The organism is Pseudomonas sp. WS 5503 (genome assembly GCF_012985385.1).
In the GTDB taxonomy this organism is placed as follows: domain Bacteria; phylum Pseudomonadota; class Gammaproteobacteria; order Pseudomonadales; family Pseudomonadaceae; genus Aquipseudomonas; species Aquipseudomonas paracarnis.
The window spans coordinates 675720-690890 of the sequence record NZ_JAAQWI010000001.1; the positions used below are offsets into that span (position 1 = coordinate 675720).

At 59.3% G+C, this 15171-nt stretch carries 17 protein-coding genes and 2 pseudogenes; 6 read left to right on the forward strand and 13 right to left on the reverse strand.

The window, feature by feature from the left end:
* The first annotated feature begins 1 nt into the window (after position 1).
* Positions 2 to 271: a hypothetical protein gene (locus HBO10_RS03285; RefSeq protein ID WP_034126525.1), complete on the forward strand. Its 270-nt coding sequence runs from the start codon at positions 2 to 4 to the stop codon at positions 269 to 271.
* Between the two features lie 76 nt (positions 272 to 347).
* Here HBO10_RS03285 and HBO10_RS03290 read toward each other — a convergent pair.
* Positions 348 to 1055, reverse strand: a pseudogene (locus HBO10_RS03290) (IS66 family transposase); the annotation flags it as partial.
* A 45-nt stretch (positions 1056 to 1100) separates the two neighbouring features.
* Between HBO10_RS03290 and HBO10_RS03295 the strand changes: the two are divergent.
* Positions 1101 to 1670: pseudogene (locus HBO10_RS03295) on the forward strand (transposase); the annotation flags it as partial.
* A 56-nt stretch (positions 1671 to 1726) separates the two neighbouring features.
* Here the strand turns inward: HBO10_RS03295 and HBO10_RS03300 are convergent.
* Positions 1727 to 2509, reverse strand: a complete 783-nt coding sequence (locus HBO10_RS03300) for a class I SAM-dependent methyltransferase (protein WP_014717213.1) — start codon at positions 2507 to 2509, stop codon at positions 1727 to 1729.
* A gap of 96 nt (positions 2510 to 2605) precedes the next feature.
* Here HBO10_RS03300 and HBO10_RS03305 point away from each other — a divergent pair, with 96 nt between their 5' ends.
* Positions 2606 to 3226 (forward strand): hypothetical protein, encoded by a 621-nt coding sequence (locus tag HBO10_RS03305; protein ID WP_034126524.1) that lies wholly within the window; start codon positions 2606 to 2608, stop codon positions 3224 to 3226.
* A gap of 3 nt (positions 3227 to 3229) precedes the next feature.
* Here the strand turns inward: HBO10_RS03305 and HBO10_RS03310 are convergent, their stop codons facing one another.
* The 6 genes from HBO10_RS03310 to ppc all read right to left on the reverse strand — a co-directional run bounded on the left by HBO10_RS03310 (position 3230) and on the right by ppc (position 9612).
* Positions 3230 to 3928: an extensin family protein gene (locus HBO10_RS03310; RefSeq protein ID WP_034126523.1), complete on the reverse strand. Its 699-nt coding sequence runs from the start codon at positions 3926 to 3928 to the stop codon at positions 3230 to 3232.
* Between the two features lie 10 nt (positions 3929 to 3938).
* Entirely contained in the window at positions 3939 to 4799 is an 861-nt protein-coding gene (locus HBO10_RS03315) for a DUF72 domain-containing protein (RefSeq protein ID WP_096144493.1), read from the reverse strand.
* Positions 4799 to 5101: a hypothetical protein gene (locus HBO10_RS03320; RefSeq protein WP_034126521.1), complete on the reverse strand. Its 303-nt coding sequence runs from the start codon at positions 5099 to 5101 to the stop codon at positions 4799 to 4801. Before HBO10_RS03320 ends, HBO10_RS03315 begins: the two co-directional genes overlap by 1 nt.
* Before the next feature lie 160 nt (positions 5102 to 5261).
* On the reverse strand, positions 5262 to 5948 hold the full coding sequence (gene tsaB, locus HBO10_RS03325) for a tRNA (adenosine(37)-N6)-threonylcarbamoyltransferase complex dimerization subunit type 1 TsaB (protein WP_034126520.1): 687 nt from the start codon (positions 5946 to 5948) through the stop codon (positions 5262 to 5264).
* A 90-nt stretch (positions 5949 to 6038) separates the two neighbouring features.
* Positions 6039 to 6686: an adenylate kinase gene (gene adk, locus HBO10_RS03330; protein ID WP_003189104.1), complete on the reverse strand. Its 648-nt coding sequence runs from the start codon at positions 6684 to 6686 to the stop codon at positions 6039 to 6041.
* Positions 6687 to 6966: 280 nt separating this feature from the next.
* Positions 6967 to 9612 (reverse strand): phosphoenolpyruvate carboxylase, encoded by a 2646-nt coding sequence (gene ppc / locus HBO10_RS03335; protein ID WP_034126519.1) that lies wholly within the window; start codon positions 9610 to 9612, stop codon positions 6967 to 6969.
* Between the two features lie 197 nt (positions 9613 to 9809).
* Between ppc and HBO10_RS03340 the strand changes: the two genes are divergently transcribed.
* The 3 genes from HBO10_RS03340 (at position 9810) to HBO10_RS03350 (ending at position 11705) form a co-directional block, all read left to right on the forward strand.
* The gene (locus HBO10_RS03340) at positions 9810 to 10154 is read left to right on the forward strand and encodes a hypothetical protein (protein ID WP_034126518.1); all 345 of its coding nucleotides are present in this window, start codon (positions 9810 to 9812) and stop codon (positions 10152 to 10154) included.
* 283 nt (positions 10155 to 10437) lie between these two features.
* Positions 10438 to 10863 (forward strand): DUF4398 domain-containing protein, encoded by a 426-nt coding sequence (locus tag HBO10_RS03345; RefSeq protein ID WP_034126517.1) that lies wholly within the window; start codon positions 10438 to 10440, stop codon positions 10861 to 10863.
* A 56-nt stretch (positions 10864 to 10919) separates the two neighbouring features.
* A complete protein-coding gene (locus HBO10_RS03350; RefSeq protein WP_034126516.1) occupies positions 10920 to 11705 on the forward strand; it encodes an OmpA family protein in 786 nt (261 codons plus the stop codon).
* A 24-nt stretch (positions 11706 to 11729) separates the two neighbouring features.
* Here HBO10_RS03350 and HBO10_RS31100 read toward each other — a convergent pair whose 3' ends face one another.
* From HBO10_RS31100 to HBO10_RS03370, 5 genes are all read right to left on the reverse strand, one after another.
* A complete protein-coding gene (locus HBO10_RS31100; RefSeq protein ID WP_034126515.1) occupies positions 11730 to 11924 on the reverse strand; it encodes a hypothetical protein in 195 nt (64 codons plus the stop codon).
* Positions 11925 to 11997: 73 nt separating this feature from the next.
* Positions 11998 to 12318, reverse strand: a complete 321-nt coding sequence (locus HBO10_RS03355; protein WP_034126514.1) for a hypothetical protein — start codon at positions 12316 to 12318, stop codon at positions 11998 to 12000.
* Positions 12319 to 12427: 109 nt separating this feature from the next.
* Entirely contained in the window at positions 12428 to 12754 is a 327-nt protein-coding gene (locus tag HBO10_RS03360) for a hypothetical protein (protein ID WP_034126513.1), read from the reverse strand.
* The gene (locus tag HBO10_RS03365) at positions 12751 to 13656 is read right to left on the reverse strand and encodes an alpha/beta hydrolase (RefSeq protein ID WP_034126512.1); all 906 of its coding nucleotides are present in this window, start codon (positions 13654 to 13656) and stop codon (positions 12751 to 12753) included. The genes HBO10_RS03360 and HBO10_RS03365 overlap by 4 nt, the downstream gene beginning before the upstream one ends.
* A 154-nt stretch (positions 13657 to 13810) precedes the next feature.
* Positions 13811 to 15088: a flavohemoglobin expression-modulating QEGLA motif protein gene (locus tag HBO10_RS03370; protein WP_014717201.1), complete on the reverse strand. Its 1278-nt coding sequence runs from the start codon at positions 15086 to 15088 to the stop codon at positions 13811 to 13813.
* Between the last annotated feature and the right edge of the window lie 83 nt (positions 15089 to 15171).

Sequence of the window (15171 nt, forward strand, 5' to 3'; positions counted from 1 at the left end):
CATGAGCAACATCAATGATATCGTAAACTCTGAATCCCCAAGAGATGTCGTTCTTTTTATAGTAAGAAATAAGTCAATTTCATATCCGATGCTGGATCGACTATATAACAGGAATGGCTGGGTAAATATTGGTAATAATCTTGAGCTATTAAAGCTTGTTCATAACATGAGACTGGAAGGGCTGATTGATAATTCTGATGGGGGAATTAAAAAAGGTCCTAATTGGAAAGAGCCAGCCTTTATGGCTGAGAATAAGTATACGCTTGAGTGATATGTAGGTCTGCAAAAGAAAGCCCAGCTCAAGCTGGGCTTTCTTTGTAAGCGTACGGGCAAACCGTCTTGCACGACTAAGCCGGACGCCACCTATGCGGCAGCAACTCTGCAATCTCACTTGCCCGCTGCGTAGGCAGGCGCGTCAGCACATCCTTCAGGTAGGCATAGGGATCGTGCCCATTGTTCCGGGCCGACTGAATCAAACTCATGATCGCAGCGGCGCGTTTGCCGCTGCGTAGCGACCCAGCAAAGAGCCAGTTCTTGCGCCCCAGCGCCCAAGGCCGTATCTGGTTCTCACACCAATTATTATCAATAGGCACGGCCCCGTCATCGAGGTAGCGCGACAGCGCCGTCCAGCGTTTCAAGCTGTAATCCAAGGCTTTGCCAATGGCCGAACCGTTATGCACGATGTCGCGCTGGGCAACCATCCAGGCATGCAACGCATCCATCACGGGTACCGCCTTTTCCTGCCGTATTCGGCGGCGTATGTCCGGTTCTAGATCCTCGATTTCCCCCTCGATCTCGTACAGCGCCTGCATGTAACGCAAGGCTTGCTCAGCCAGCGCGCTCTTGTGAGTCGCATGCAGTTCGAAGAACTTGCGCCGGGCATGAGCCATGCAGCCGATTTCAGTCACGCCGAGTTCGAAGCTGGCCTTGTAATCGCCGAAATCATCGCAGGCCAGCTTGCCCTTCCAGTCTTGTAGGAAGTTACGCGCATGCTCGCCGGCCCGGCTGAGGCTGAAGTCGTAAACTACAGCCGAGGTTTCGCAAAACGGGCTGGTCCTTCGGTGGTTGCGTCAGGAAGGTGTGTTGGCCGGACGGATACGCTTCGCCGACGTGCCGCACTGGTGAAGATGCGTGTTGCTCTGAACCAGAGCTGGGCAGGTGAGCCGTTGCTCAAAGCCTCGTCCAAGAGCATTTCAGCTTGTCTTGATAGACATGAAGCGCTCATTGAAAAACGGATATTAGCTGCTGTCACTGAAGCGGGTGTCTTGCATCAAGTCAGGCGCTGCCAAGCCGTAGAGGGCATTGGTTTTCTTACGGCAGTTGCCCTGACTATGGCCTTTCAACGAGGAGAGTTTGAAAGTGCTGACGCTTATATTGCTTTTCTGGGAATGGACTTGAGGGTGTCCGACTCAGGGCAAATGAACGGACGTCGTTCGTTAAGCAAGAAAGGAGACTCAGAGATCCGCAGGTTGCTGCATAACGCGGCGTCAGCCGGTATTAGGTCAGAAGCCTGGAAGCCTTTATACGAGGGCTATCTGGCCAGGGGCCTGAAAACAACTCAAGCCCTGGTCATCATCGCCCGCAAGTTAGCGCGTATCGCCTTTTCGCTCATGAAAAACCAGAGCGAGTACCAATCAAAAGCGGGTTTGGGGGCTTCCCCCCAACCATAGAATCTCCCACATCTGGATTGCGGCGCACCTGGGAGATAAGTGCTGCTGTTTGCAGCTTACGGCTTGAGCGCTTTCTTGGGATAAATGTCGTAGCGGCTGGACTTGCCATCCAGCGCATGGCTTGGCTTCGGCCCCTCAATACAGGGTGCCTTGCGCGGCCGCTTGACCACCACCCGATGGCTGGCCAAAGCCAGAGCGGCCGCAAGCAACGCCGGTGCATCCGGGTCATCGCCCACCAACGGCCGGAACAGGCGCATTTCCTTCTTCACCAGGGCAGTTTTCTCACGGTGCGGAAACATTGGGTCCAGGTAGATCACCTGAGGCGGCTCGCCCTGCCAATTGAGCATCACGTCGATGGAGTTGCCCTTGAGCAGCTTCATGCGCGCCACAATCGGCGCCACGTCAAAATCTTCGGCAGCGCGTGCCAGGCCATCTTCGAGCAAGGCGCCGATCAACGGCTGGCGCTCGATCAGGCTCATCTCACACCCGAGGCTGGCCAGCACGAACGCGTCCTTGCCCAAGCCAGCCGTGGCATCCAGCACTCGCGGGCGCACGCCCTGGGCGATGCCCACCGCCTTGGCGATCATCTGCCCGCTGCCACCACCATACAATCGCCGATGCGCCGCGCCGCCTTCGACAAAGTCGACCCGCACCGGCCCTGGCGCATCAGGCCCAAGCTGTTGCAACTGCAAGCCGTGCTCCCCCACTTGCAGGGAAAAATCCGCATCGGCCACCTGCAGAGGCAACCCCAGCAGCGAAGCCCACTGTTCAGCGCGGGCCTGGAAGCTGTCAGCCAAGGCTTGGACCTGGATGCGGCTGGCCGCTGGTTGTTCGTTCATCAATCGCCACGCTCAAAAATATTAAGGATCGGCAAACAACGGCCGATAAAAATCACAGTCAGGTATTTTGCCAGAGCTGAGCGTCGACCGAGAAAAATGTCAGACATTCTTCCCCTTTCCATCGGTGTACTGCCGACCCACAACCATTACGGCCTGCGCAATACCCAAGCGCTGGCCGGGGTGAGTCATGTGTGGCAGGACTTCTTCGCCCGCGCGTTGGCCGAGCAGCTCGGTGAAACGCCGGACGCGCTCGCCGCCAAGGCGCCCGCCCCGGCAGACCCGGCAGTTGAACCCCGCGAAGGCGCCGACCTGCTGGCGCAGATCCTCACCCAGCGTGAGTGCGATGTGAAAGACACCGAGATCGCCCCGCCGGAACCGCTCTTCCTGCCGATTGCCGAGTTCGAAACCGAGCTGCTGCCACCGGCCGCCACGCCGTTCCCGGAAGAAGAAGTCATCGCCCAGCAACGCCAACAAGCGTTTGAGAGCGAGTGGGTGCGCCCCATCGTGCTGAACGCCGGCCAACCGCTACCCGGGCCAGGCCCCGCGCCACAACCACGCCCACTGCACCTGCCGATTGCCGAATTCGAGCTGGACCTGCTGCCACCGGCCGCCACGCCGTACCCTGAAGAAGAGCTGCTGGCGCAGCAAAAGGCACTGGATTTCGATTACTACTGGGCACGCCCGCTGGTGACCCACAACCTGCGCCTGGCCGCCTGAACCCTAGCGACACACCCACCAACGCCCCATGTCGAGATGGAAATGGTTGCGATGAGCCGCGTTGTAGTCCGGGCTCAACACCACGTTGAAATCATCACAGGCGCCATCGCGTACCAAACGCAGGAAACGCGCACTGTCGCTCTGCCCCGGCCAATCCTTGAGCACGCTGATGCTGCGCCCATCCGCCAGGCGAAAACCGGCGATATCCAGCGCATTGGCCGAGGCATGCTGGCTGAGTCGACCGTCGGCGCGGTTGTAGATATTACGGCAGGCAAAACTGCCCAAATGCTCGACGCGGCTCACCGCCTGGCCAAACACGGCCTGGGCCGCCGGTTGCAGGCTATGGCGCTCGAACAAGGCGAACGCCACCGCCAGCGGGCAACTGGCGAGAAAGCTGCTGCTCAAGGCCACGTCAGCGCCCTGCACACGCAGAATATTGCGCAAGGGGCACGCCGCATCAGCCGGTGTATCGGCCTGGCGGCTCACGCGCAGACCAGAGGTGTTCAACACCTGGTCACACAGCGCCGGATCGTCCTGCAAACGACTGAGCTTGTAGCGCGTCAACAGGTTGGGGCTGGCCCGCACATCCAAGGGCGCCCAGGGGTTCCACTCGGCCGGCATCGGCACCCAACCCCGCCAGACGGCCAACGCAAATGCGCCCACCAGCACCAGCAACACACTCAATGTCTTGACCACACCCACGGCTCGACCCTCAAAGTAGCCCGAGCTGCTCCGCCACGGGTTCTCGATGCAAGGCAGGCAGCGGCGGTAGCCCTGGCAGGCGCACCATCAGCTTGGCGTGGAAGCGCAGCGCCAGTTGTGCCGCGAGACGATTGTCCGAGGTGTGCAGGAACATATAGGGCGTGCGGCCCTCTTCGATCCAACTGGCGATCTTTTCCACCCATGGGATCAGGAACGGGTCATTGGCCTCAAGGTCCGGATGCCCGATGAAGCGCACCTGGGGAAACTGCGTCAGGGCCGCTGGGCGCGGTGGCACCCGGGGCTTTTTGGACTGGGCATGCAGCACCGCTTCCGAGGTAGAGGTACAACTGAACAGGGCACGTGGATCGAGGCAGATGCGCTCGACACCGCGATCGCGCAACAGGCGGTTGAGCATGCGCTCAGCATCACCCTTGGCGAAGAACAGTTCATGACGCACCTCCACGGCCAGCGGCCGATCAATGCCATCGAGAAATCCAGCCAGCTCCGCCAGGCGTGGCGGCGTAAAGCTCTTCGAGAGCTGCAGCCACAGCGGTGAAACGCGCTCACCCAAAGGGCTCATCAAGCCGACAAAACTTTCTGCCGCCGGCAACTGTTCACGCAAATCGCCAGCATGGCTGATATCGCCGGGAAATTTGGCGGTGAAGCGAAAATCATCAGGCATGATTTCGGCCCAGCGCTGCACAGTGGCGGCCGAGGGGCGAGCATAAAAAGTGGTATTGCCCTCAACGGCGTTGAAGACCTGGGAATAGAGCCCGAGGTAATCGCTGGAACGTGCCTCAACGGGATACAGGTACTCGCGCCAGGCGTTTTCACTCCAGGACGGGCAGCCGATGTAATAAGGCAAACGCATCAGATATGGATATCGAGACCCAGCACTTCCATATCCCATTCGACAAAGCCGGCAGTGGTCAGGTAGCTGGCCAAGGCGGTGGCAACGCTTTTGCTCATGGAACGGGGAAAGACCATGTCTTGCTGACGGGCAGGAACGCCGCTGATGCGGGCGCTCGAGGCGCCTTGAGCTTTGGAAGGCGTATCGGTGTGTACTTCGATGAAGTCCGGTGAATCCTCGACGGACTCGTCTACCGTCACGCTCGCCTTGCGCGGCTTACGCTTGAGGGGGTACGACTGTGAGGAAAAACCGTCTATACGCATACATGCAGACTCGGTATCAATGATGGCAATTTAGCGGCACTTTCCATGGCGCGCAAATGCTCTGGTGATAACTAGAACACATAATTTGTAAAAGGTTTAAAAACCCAGGCAAATTCTGACGATTGGCGAAATTTGCCGCGTAACACCCACCTTTTTGGCGTCAAATAATCCCGCGTTCGGCCTTGGTCTGCGCGACTTTATCGCGCAGGTACACCGGTGCTGCCTGGTCCGCCGCAATCGCCTCGCCGCGCTCGAATGCGAAACGTGCCAACGCCAGCAGGTCTTCGGCGTGTGGCAACATCGCCGCGTCCTGCTCGGCACAGGTCACCTTGATGCGTTCGCCATAACCCCAACCCGTGCCGGCACCGAACCAATCGCCGCTGGCGTCAGCGGGCAACTGCGCCGCTTCGGGGGCCAGCACCGCTTCCGCACCGACCAGGCGCATTTCGCCTGCAGTCTCACGGTAGCAACCCCAGTAAACTTCATCCATGCGCGCATCAATTGCCGCTGCCACTTGCGACGCCCCGTGCTCACGCAACGCGCGCTGGGCCAGTACCGCCAGGTTGGACACCGGCAACACCGGGCGCTCCAGCGCAAAGGCCAGGCCCTGCACCACGCCGATGGCGATGCGCACGCCAGTGAACGCACCTGGGCCACGGCCAAACGCGATGGCATCCACGGCAGCCAGGGTGGTACCGGCGTCTTCAAGCAGTTGCTTAATCATCGGCAACAATTTCTGCGCGTGCAGGCGCGGGATCACCTCGTAGTGGCTCGTGACCTTGCCATCGTGCAGCAAGGCAACGGAGCAAGCTTCAGTCGCGGTGTCCAGGGCCAGCAGGGTACTCATCGGTGTGGGTGTCCAAGTCGGAAAAAAGTGCGCCAGTATAAACAACAACGACCCGCAAGCGGGCCGTTGTCTGTGCCGCTGATCAAGGGATCAGCTCAGTGCTTGCAGCACCTTGGCGGTGATGGCCTCTACCGAGCCCACACCAGGGATGTGGCTGTATTTCGGCTTGCCCTGGGCTGCGGACAGCTTCTGGTAGAAGTCCACCAGGGGCTTGGTCTGGGAATGGTAGACCGACAGGCGATGACGCACGGTTTCTTCGGTGTCGTCTTTACGCTGCACCAGGTCTTCGCCGGTGACATCGTCCTTGCCTTCCACTTTCGGCGGGTTGTAGACGATGTGGTACACGCGGCCAGAGCCTTCGTGAACACGACGGCCAGCGATACGCTGGACGATCTCTTCGTCTTCAACCGCGATTTCGACCACGGCGTCCAACTCCACGCCCGCCTTCACCAAGGCTTCAGCCTGGGGAATGGTGCGTGGGAAGCCGTCGAACAGGAAACCGTTCTTGCAGTCTTCCTGGCTGATGCGTTCCTTGACCAGGTTGATGATCAGGTCATCGGAGACCAGGCCGCCGCTGTCCATCACGCTCTTGGCGATCAGGCCCAGTTCGGTGCCAGCCTTGACGGCCGCACGCAGCATGTCGCCGGTGGAGATTTGTGGAATGCCGAATTTTTCAGTGATGAACTTTGCCTGAGTACCTTTACCGGCCCCGGGAGCTCCCAGCAGAATGACGCGCATCGATGTGCTCCTCAATTTTTTATAGAGATGACGCTCGGATTCGCCGCGTGGGGCCAATCTCGTAAAAATGTGGTTCTAGGCCGATCAAACGGCCAAAGGCTGATCAAGATACACAGCGGGCCCTCACCATACAAGCCGCCAAAAGTCGGAGAAACCCGCGCCGCACATGCGTCAGCGCCAGGGTGTGCCTGAGCGCAACCCACCCTCTCAAACGACGACCGCCCGTTTCCGGGCGGTCGTCGCGGTTTATCCGCAAGCCATTGAGTACACGCAAAAAACCTCAGCCGGTGTTGCGCAAACCGGCCGCGATACCGGCCACGGACACCAGCAGCGCCTGTTCCAGAGGGCTGTCTTGGGCAGCCTCCTGCTGACGGGAACGTGCCAGCAACTCGGCCTGCAACAGGTGCAAGGGGTCGAGGTAGGTGTTGCGCAGGCGGATGAACTCCAGGGTGTCGGGGCTATGGGCCAGCAGCTGCGACTGGCCGGTCAGGCCAAGGACCACGTCACACGCCTGCGACAATAGGTCGCGTAAGTGCGCACCCAATGCCAGCAGGTCCGGCTGCACCAGGCGCTCATCATAAAGACGGGCGATATCGGCATCGGCCTTGGCCAGGACCATTTCCAGCATGTCGATGCGCGTGCGAAAGAACGGCCACTGCTCGCGCATCTGCCCCAGCAATTGACCTTCACCGCGCTCCAGCGCCTTGCTCAGTGCCGCTTCCCAGCCGAGCCAGGCGGGCAGCATCAGGCGCGTCTGGGTCCAGCCAAAGATCCATGGGATGGCGCGCAAGCTCTCAATCCCGCCCGCACGACGCTTGGCCGGGCGACTGCCCAAAGGCAAACGGCCCAACTCCTGCTCCGGCGTGGACTGGCGGAAGTACTCGACGAACTGCGGATTTTCCCGCACCACGGCCCGGTAAGCGCTGACACCGTCTGCCGCCAGTTCGTCCATCAGATGACGCCAGGCAGGCTCGGGAGGCGGCGGCGGTAACAGGGTCGCTTCCAGTACCGCGGCCAGGTAGAGATTGAGGTTCTGCTCAGCGATATCCGGCAGGCCGAATTTGAAGCGAATCATCTCTCCCTGCTCAGTGGTGCGGAACCGCCCCGCTACCGAGCCCGGTGGCTGCGACAGGATGGCAGCGTGCGCCGGGCCACCGCCACGACCAACAGTGCCGCCGCGACCGTGGAACAACAACAGCTCCACCTGTTGCTCGCGGCAGATGTCCACCAGGCGCTCCTGGGCGCGGTACTGTGCCCAGGCGGCGGCCGTGGTGCCGGCGTCCTTGGCCGAGTCCGAGTAGCCAATCATCACTTCCTGCGGGCCCTGCAAGCGCGCGCGGTAACCCGGTAGTTGCAACAGGCGCTCCATCACCGGCCCGGCGTTGTCCAGGTCGGCCAGGGTCTCGAACAATGGCACTACGCGCATTGGCCGCTGTACACCGGATTCCTTCAACAGCAGTTGCACCGCCAGCACATCCGACGCGGCGCCGGCCATGGAGATGACATACGAACCTAATGATGCGGCTGGTGCGGCGGCGATTTCCTTGCAGGTATTGAGCACCTCGGCAGTGTCCGCCGAGGGTTTGAAGTAACCCGGCAGCAATGGCCGCCGATTGGTCAGTTCCTGGGTGAGGAAGCTGATACGCGCATCCTCATCCCAGTCCTCATAACGCCCCAGGCCCAGGTAATCGGTGATTTCGGTCATGGCCGCCGAGTGACGGCTGGAGTCCTGGCGCACATCCAGGCGCACCAGGAACAGGCCGAACGTCACGGCACGGCGCAGGCAGTCGAGCAGCGGGCCATCGGCGATCACGCCCATGCCGCATTCGTGCAGCGATTGGTAGCACAGTTGTAGCGGGTCCAGCAGGTCGCGGTTGTTCTGCAACACCTCGGCCGGCGCCGGGGTGGTGCTGGTCAACGAGGTGTGGGCCCACTGGCGCGTGGCGCGCAGGCGTTCACGCAGTTGCTTTAGCAAGGCACGATAAGGTTCGACGCTGTCGCCGACTTTGGCTTGCAACGCCGGGCTGGCCTGTTGCATCGACAGCTCGGAGGCCAATTGATCAATGTCACGCAGATACAAATCCGCCGCCATCCAACGCGCCAGCAACAGCACTTCGCGCGTGACCGGCGCGGTGACGTTCGGGTTGCCGTCACGATCGCCACCCATCCACGAAGCAAAGCGAATCGGCGCAGCCTCCAGGGGCAGGCGCAGGCCGGTGGCGGCGTGCAGGGCCTGGTCGGCCTTGCGCAGGTAATTGGGGATGGCGTGCCACAGCGAATGCTCGATCACCGCAAAGCCCCATTTGGCTTCGTCCACCGGGGTGGGCCGCACCCGACGGATTTCTTCGGTGTGCCAGGCTTCGGCGATCAAGCGTTGCAAGCGCTCGCGAATCTGCTCGCGCTCGGCGGTGGTGAGGTCGCGGTGATCCTGCAAGGCCAGTTGCGCAGCAATGGCATCGTATTTCTGGATCAGCGTGCGGCGGGCCACTTCGGTGGGGTGGGCGGTGAGCACCAGCTCGATGTCCAGCCGCGCCAACTGCCGGGCCAGGGATTCATTGCTGTGACCTTCACTTTGCAGACGGGCCAGCAACTCCGGCAACACCCGGGATTCGAACGGCGCGGGTTGCGATTCATCGCGCCGATGAATCAATTGATATTGTTCGGCAATGTTGGCCAGGTTGAGGAACTGGTTGAAGGCTCGGGCCACCGGCAGCAGTTCGTCCTCCTGCAACTGGTTGAGGCTGGCGCTCAACTCATCGCCAGCGGCTTTCTCTGAAACGGCTCCGCGACGGTCGGCCTTGGCGCCTTTGCGGATCTGCTCGATCTTCTCGAGGAAAGCCTCGCCGTACTGCTCTCGAATGGTGTTGCCCAACAGCTCACCCAGCAGGTGAACATCCTCACGCAAGCGTGCATCGATATCACTCATCAGCCAATCTCCAGCCAGAAATCCGGGACGCGCAGGTGCTTCAGAGTGCCGCCGACGTCGGTTTCTGACAAGGCCGAACGCAAACGACTTTAAACCTTGGCGCTTGCAGCTAGTCTCAACGGTGAGTCGCCGCGTCATCCGCGCAGGCGGCTGGTCGCTCATCACCGCCTGCCATCGCAGGCTTTATTGAGGTAGCCATGAAAATTCGAGAACTGGCCCAGCATTGGGAAGAAACCGCCAAGGGTCGCTTGACCAAGACTGAATACGCCATTCATCTGGATGTAGAAGCCGCTGCACGGCTGGCGGCCATTGCCGAGATGTACCCCAAGCGCCATGTCGAAGAACTGCTCGGCGAGTTGATCGGTGCCGCCCTAGAAGAGCTGGAAGCCAGCTTTCCCTACATCCAGGGCCAGCAGGTAATTGCCACTGACGAAGAGGGTGACCCGCTGTATGAAGACGTCGGCCCCACGCCACGCTTTCTTACTTTATCCCGTCGCCACTTACATGATTTGTCGGCCGGCGCTGACGAACAAAAACACTGATAAACATTTATTGACGTCAATTAAACCCACGTATTTCGGGCCTTTTACAGGCCCGGAGGTACCGCTGCGCACCGCGAAAGTTCCATTTTTCAAACACTGACCAATCAGTCAGATATTTTTTTAGGCAAATCGCCATATCCGCTGAACTTTTGAAAAAAGCCTCCGGTCACAGCCAGTAGCCATCACTTGTGGAACGGTCGTTTGAACGGACGCCATGTGCTTTACCGACGGGCCCGAAATCGATACGCCCAGATGGATTTTGATGTTTTTCAGGAGTTATCCAATGGAGTTGAAGACGATGAACACCAGCACTGCCAAATCCTCGTTTAACCACCTGCGCGGGCTCAAATTGGCCGCGCTGGCAATCGGCACCAGCTTCGTTCTGGCTGGCTGCGCCGGCAACCCTCCAACCGAGCAGTACGCCGTAACCCAATCGGCCGTCAACAGCGCAGTCAGCGCCGGCGGTACCGAGTATGCGGCGGTGGAAATGAAGTCGGCCCAGGACAAGCTCAAAGAAGCTGAGATTGCCATGCACGACAAGAACTACGACAAGGCTCGCCAATTGGCTGAACAAGCCGAGTGGGATGCTCGCGTCGCTGAGCGTAAAGCCCAGGCTGCCAAGGCTCAACAGGCTGTGAAGGATTCCCAGAAGGCTGTTGAAGAACTGCGTAAGGAAGGCATGCGCCCAGCTGCAATCATGCAGAAGTAAGCCGCAGCCCCTTGACTGCATCGCACCTGATATCGAATTGAAAGGACGACACGACTATGCGTAAACAATTGATGATCCCTGCCCTGCTGGCGATGAGCGTTGCCTTGGCGGCCTGCTCCACCCCGCCGAACGCGAACCTGGAAAATGCGCGGACCAATTTCTCGTCCCTGCAAACCAACCCGCAAGCCACCAAGCTGGCGGCGCTGGAAACCAAAGACGCCAGCGAATGGCTGGACAAGGCTGACAAGGCCTACCGCGACAAGGAAGACGAGAAGAAAGTCGACCAGTTGGCCTACCTGACCAACCAGCGCGTTGAAGTGGCCAAGGACACCATCGTCCTGCGCGAATCCGAGGCCAAGCTGAAAAACGCTGGTGACGAACGTGCCCGCGCCCTGCTGGACGCTCGTGACGCACAAATCAAGCAACTGCAAAACAGCTTGAACGCCAAACAAACCGATCGCGGCACCCTGGTGACTTTCGGTGACGTGCTGTTCGCCACCAACAAGTCCGATCTGAAATCCAGCGGCCTGGTGAACATCACCAAGCTGGCTCAGTTCCTTCGCGATAACCCAGACCGTAAAGTGATCGTCGAAGGCTATACCGACAGCACCGGTTCCGACTCGTACAACCAGAGCCTGTCTGAGCGTCGTGCCGCTTCTGTTCAGCGTGCACTGGCTCAACAAGGCGTGGATATCTCGCGTATCGTGACCCAGGGTTATGGCAAGGAATACCCGGTTGCCGATAACGGCAGCGTCTCCGGCCGCGCCATGAACCGTCGCGTGGAAGTGACCATTTCCAACGACAACCAGCCGGTCAAGCCACGGTCTTCCGTTGCTAACTGATTGATGCTGGATAAAAAACCCACCTTACGGTGGGTTTTTTTTGGGTTCGTCGAACCCGACTGGACGATGTGTATCTTCGAGCGGCATTTCTATCTTCGCGCTCGATAGCTTGTCCATCAGTTGGCTAAGCTCATGCGTCTGGGCAACTTTGCGCTCCAGTTCTTCATGCCCTCTCGCCATGTTCAACATATTGCGTATCGCAGCAATAGTAATCGCCACTGTCTCGGCCCCAATCTTTATGAGTCATGACGCTTTTGTGGCTTCTGACGCAAGACGGTTCCCGTTATTCATGTTACTGCTGGAAATCAATGGAAATCTTTGCGCTACCTTCGCCACCAGGCTTGCTGCCTTCGCCATCGGCGCCTTTACCCTCTTGGCCTTCCATTGCTTTAAGCTTTTCCTCGAGTTCTTTCAGCAGTTTTTTAAGGTCATCCATAGCGCCTCCCGAACCGCCGCCGCCCTCTGAACCACCGGCACCTTGAGATTGCATCTGACCTATTTGCTTCTTCAGATCCTCAATCTCTTTCTTGAGGCTGCCTACGTCACCGGATTGTTGACCTGCATCTTGAGCGCCAAAACCACCTTGGGAAGGACCAACTCCACTTATAGACATATGTGACTCCAAATCAAGTTAAAGAGTTAACCGAATCAGCGTTGCTGCTCGGTCCCAAATCAGTGGCAACTCACTCAAAATGGTTCCAGCTTTCCCCACACTGCCTGTCCTACTGCTCCAGTTTCGGCGTTTCTTGACCTATACAACGTACGGCCTGCTTCTTGTTGTTCACCAGCACGCCGCTCAAGCCTTTCTGCTCGGTATCAAACATCACCAATACGCCGTCAACACACTGCGCCACTTGCGCGGCCGGGGTCAGGGAGACTTTGTAATCTTCGCCCGGTATGGTCTTGAGCATGGTGAAATCGCTGAGCAGCAACGCATCTTCCGGCTTGGCGAAGTGCAGATAGCCGTAGTACCACAGGCAGCCAACGGTGCCGAGGATGGTACCGATGCCGGTGAGGATCAGCGGGATCATGTTGCGTTCTTCGCTCATTGCGGGCTCTCTGATGAGTCAACTTTAGGAATAGGGTAATTCGGAATTTCCCCCAGGCGACGCAAGCCGTTGAAGTGCTGAGGGTCGTCCAGATAACGCAGCATGACGGTCTGCCAGGTTTTGTCGGCAAAGGTCTGCACATGGCCGCCACGGGTCAGTTGCAACACCCTGGGCGGTGGCGCCGCTTGATACAGGCGGATCCCATTGGCCACCGGCACGATCGGGTCATCCAGGCTGTGGAACAGCAGCTTGGGCACACCGGTCAACCGGGGAATGGCATTGATCGCACTGTCGGCGTCGGGCACCAGCCACGACAGCGGCACCTGCAACGGCCAGGTTAACCAGGAAGTGCTCAGGGCGAATTGTCCTACGTCACGATAACTGGCTGGCACGCCGTCCAGTACCAAGGCTTTTAGCTGGGCTTGACGCTCCGGGTGGGCTGCCAGGTAATGCACCGCCAGTGCACCGCCCAGGCTTTGGCCGAGAATAACCAACGGTTGCCCCTGGGTTTCAGGCGCCTTGTCGATCCAGCCGAAGGCGGCGTCGATATCCTGGTAGATCGCCGGCAACGACGGCTTGCCTTCCGACAGCCCATAGCCGCGATAGTCCAGCAACAGCACTTGATAACCCTGCTCCGGCAACCACCAACTGCCCCCCAGGTGCCAGGCGAGGTTGCCGCCGTTGCCGTGCAAATGCAGGACTGTGCCCTTGAGCGGGACACCGGGTTTTGCCGGCAGCCACCAGGCATGCAGTTTCACGCCATCTGCGGTGGTGAGCGTGACGTCGCGGTATTGCAGGTGGGCTTTTTCCGGGGTGAAGGGTAGGCCGGGCTCGGGGTAGAACAGCAAGGAGCTGCAGCCGTTCAATGTGAGTAGCAGGCATAAAATGCCGAGGATTCTCATCCGTTGAAACCTCGCGAAAGTTCTGAAGACCAGTAAAGATCAAATGTGGGAGCTGGCTTGCCTGCGATAGCGGTCTATCAGTGACTGAGTGCTGGCTGACCCAGCGCTATCGCAGGCAAGCCAGCTCCCACATTTTTTGATTCGGTTTCGTCAGTTACAGGATATTGGAGTAATCCGCCTCGATCCGGTCCAGGCTCAAGTGGTTGAGGAAGTTGGAGAAGCACATCCAGGCCGCCAGCGCGTTCATGTCACGAAACTGCTCCGGCAGGTACTTGGGCGGCACCACCAGGCCTTCGTCGACCAACTGGCGCAGGGTACGCATGTCTTCAAGGGTGGTCTTGCCGCAGAACAGCAGCGGCACTTGCTCCAGCTTGCCTTTGCGCACGGCGAGCTGGATGTAGTTGTAGACCATGATAAAGCCCTTGAGGTAGGACAAATCCTTGGTAAATGGCAGGCCGGTGGGCACCGAGCCACGAAATACCCGGCTGGCATTCCCATAGCTTTCGGCCATTTCAAAGCCTTGCTCGCGGAAGAACTCGAACACCTGCAGGAAGTCAGCGCCCTCCTCCACCATATGGATGGCGCGGGTCCGGTTGGTGAGTTTGCGCAGGCGGCTGGGGTAGGAGGCAAACGTGATGATTTCCATCAGGATCGCCAGGCCTTCCTGGGTGACGGTGGACGACGGCGGGCCCTTGGACAGAAACGTGCAGATCGGCTGGTTCTGGCCGTTAAGGGTGGTGCCCACATGCACCAACCCTTCATGCACTTCGAGGGCGCGCACGTCGCGGTCATTGAACATCGCATCGGCGCGGATCTTGATGTAGTCGGCGCCCGCTGCCGCATCGGCGACGATGCCGTCGGACTCGAACACGCGGATGGTCTCTTCGGCTTCGCCAAACACCTTGTTCAGGCGCGTTTGCAGCAGGCTGACCGCGTCCTTGGCGGTGAGGGTCTTGGCTTCGTCCTTGAGGTCACCCCGGCCATCGATGTTGTTCAGGTAGTCGGAGAGCATCAGGCCAAGGTCGGCCAGGGTCGGGTCGCCGGCGTGGAACGCATCGGAGGCGGCGCCGTAAAGCTCTTGGGAAATCAGACCGAAGTCCTCGGTGCCGCGCGCTTCAAGCATGCGCACCACCATGCGGTATTCACGGCACATGCGCCGCATGATCTGCCCCACCGGACTGAATTGCCCAAGGCGACGGGTGATGTCGCGCTCGATGTTCTGAAACTCCAGCTTCACCGCACTGGAATCGAACGACAGCGGCCGGTTCAGGTAGTAATCACGGTCTACGGCAGGCATCGCCTTGCCCTTGGCCTTGAGAAATCCCTGACGAATGTTCTCGTCCCATTTCACCGCATCAAGGACGCGGATCGGTGTTTGCGCCAGCACAATGCGATCGGACAAGGTGCGTATCGTCTGCTGGTAATCGTCCACCCGGTGCTTCCTCTTTAAACGTTATTGGCCCACGCGCAGTTAGCGCACGGCTTCACATCTGAGCAGCAGACCCATCAGAGGTA

Excerpts from the sequence above, each read along its gene's own strand:
- tsaB (WP_034126520.1), bottom strand. The coding sequence starts at position 5,948 with ATGAGTACCCTGCTGGCCCTGGACACCGCGACTGAAGCTTGCTCCGTT.
- HBO10_RS03305 (WP_034126524.1), top strand. The coding sequence starts at position 2,606 with ATGTCAGACATTCTTCCCCTTTCCATCGGTGTACTGCCGACCCACAAC.
- HBO10_RS03315 (WP_096144493.1), bottom strand. The coding sequence starts at position 4,799 with ATGCGTTTGCCTTATTACATCGGCTGCCCGTCCTGGAGTGAAAACGCC.
- HBO10_RS03355 (WP_034126514.1), bottom strand. The coding sequence starts at position 12,318 with ATGTCTATAAGTGGAGTTGGTCCTTCCCAAGGTGGTTTTGGCGCTCAA.
- adk (WP_003189104.1), bottom strand. The coding sequence starts at position 6,686 with ATGCGCGTCATTCTGCTGGGAGCTCCCGGGGCCGGTAAAGGTACTCAG.
- HBO10_RS03360 (WP_034126513.1), bottom strand. The coding sequence starts at position 12,754 with ATGAGCGAAGAACGCAACATGATCCCGCTGATCCTCACCGGCATCGGT.
- HBO10_RS03340 (WP_034126518.1), top strand. The coding sequence starts at position 9,810 with ATGAAAATTCGAGAACTGGCCCAGCATTGGGAAGAAACCGCCAAGGGT.
- HBO10_RS03300 (WP_014717213.1), bottom strand. The coding sequence starts at position 2,509 with ATGAACGAACAACCAGCGGCCAGCCGCATCCAGGTCCAAGCCTTGGCT.
- HBO10_RS03285 (WP_034126525.1), top strand. The coding sequence starts at position 2 with ATGAGCAACATCAATGATATCGTAAACTCTGAATCCCCAAGAGATGTC.
- HBO10_RS03365 (WP_034126512.1), bottom strand. The coding sequence starts at position 13,656 with ATGAGAATCCTCGGCATTTTATGCCTGCTACTCACATTGAACGGCTGC.
- HBO10_RS03320 (WP_034126521.1), bottom strand. The coding sequence starts at position 5,101 with ATGCGTATAGACGGTTTTTCCTCACAGTCGTACCCCCTCAAGCGTAAG.
- HBO10_RS03345 (WP_034126517.1), top strand. The coding sequence starts at position 10,438 with ATGGAGTTGAAGACGATGAACACCAGCACTGCCAAATCCTCGTTTAAC.
- ppc (WP_034126519.1), bottom strand. The coding sequence starts at position 9,612 with ATGAGTGATATCGATGCACGCTTGCGTGAGGATGTTCACCTGCTGGGT.
- HBO10_RS03350 (WP_034126516.1), top strand. The coding sequence starts at position 10,920 with ATGCGTAAACAATTGATGATCCCTGCCCTGCTGGCGATGAGCGTTGCC.